Source organism: Gemmiger formicilis, from assembly GCF_018784445.1.
Classification (GTDB): Bacteria; Bacillota; Clostridia; order Oscillospirales; family Ruminococcaceae; genus Gemmiger.
This window is the reverse complement of the sequence record NZ_WQOH01000058.1, coordinates 1-949: the sequence shown is the minus strand read 5'-3', so window position 1 is coordinate 949 and position 949 is coordinate 1. Positions and strand designations below refer to the sequence as shown.

The window sequence follows — 949 nt, the reverse complement described above, 5'->3', positions numbered from 1 at the left end:
GCAGGCAGCACCATCCGCGGCTTTCAAGGGGCGGCGGGTGGTGTTATCCGCTGGATTCGGCTGGTCAACGACACCGCCGTAGCGGTGGATCAGTTGGGGATGCGGCAGGGCGCTGTGGCGGTTTACTTAGACGCATGGCATCGGGATCTACCGGAATTCCTTCAACTGCGCACTAACAATGGCGATGACCGCATGAAGGCGCATGATGTGTTTCCCGCCGTGTGCTATCCGCATGAGATCCTCACGGTCAAGGGCTACGCTCTGGAGGATTACTGGGGTACGGAATGGGAGAAGCGGTATCTGGACTGCGTCAATGACCCGCGCATCGAAAAGCGCAGCGTCACCGTCAAGGACATCGTGCGGCTGGTGCTTCGCTCGGCAGTGGAGACCGGCACGCCCTTCGCCTTCAACCGCGACAGCGTAAATCGTATGAATCCAAACGGCCACACGGGAATGATCTATTGCTCCAATCTCTGCACGGAGATCGCGCAGAACATGGCGCCCACCGAGCATATCAGCACTGAGGTGCACACGGAGAACGGCGACACAGTGGTGGTGACGACCACACGCCCCGGTGAGTTTGTGGTCTGCAACCTGGCGAGTCTGTCTCTCGGTAATCTGCCGGTGGAGGACGAGGCCTATATGGAACGCACGGTGGAAACGGCCATCCGCGCACTGGATAATGTGATTGACCTCAACTTCTACCCGTTGGAATACGCCCGGCTTACCAATCAGAAGTACCGCAGCATCGGCCTGGGCGTCAGCGGCTACCACCATATGCTGGCAAAGCGCGGCATCCGTTGGGAGAGCGAGGAGCACCTTGCCTTCACCGACGCGGTGTTCGAGCACATCAACTACGCCGCCGTCAAGGCGGACGCAGCACTGGCACGGGAAAAGGGTCGTTACGCACTCTTTGAGGGCAGCGACTGGCAGACGGGCGCGTATTTTG

At 59.7% G+C, this 949-nt stretch carries 1 pseudogene; it reads left to right on the top strand.

Features of this window, described 5'->3' with window-relative positions:
- Positions 1–949 (top strand): annotated as a pseudogene (locus GPK89_RS14200) (ribonucleoside-diphosphate reductase subunit alpha); the annotation flags it as partial.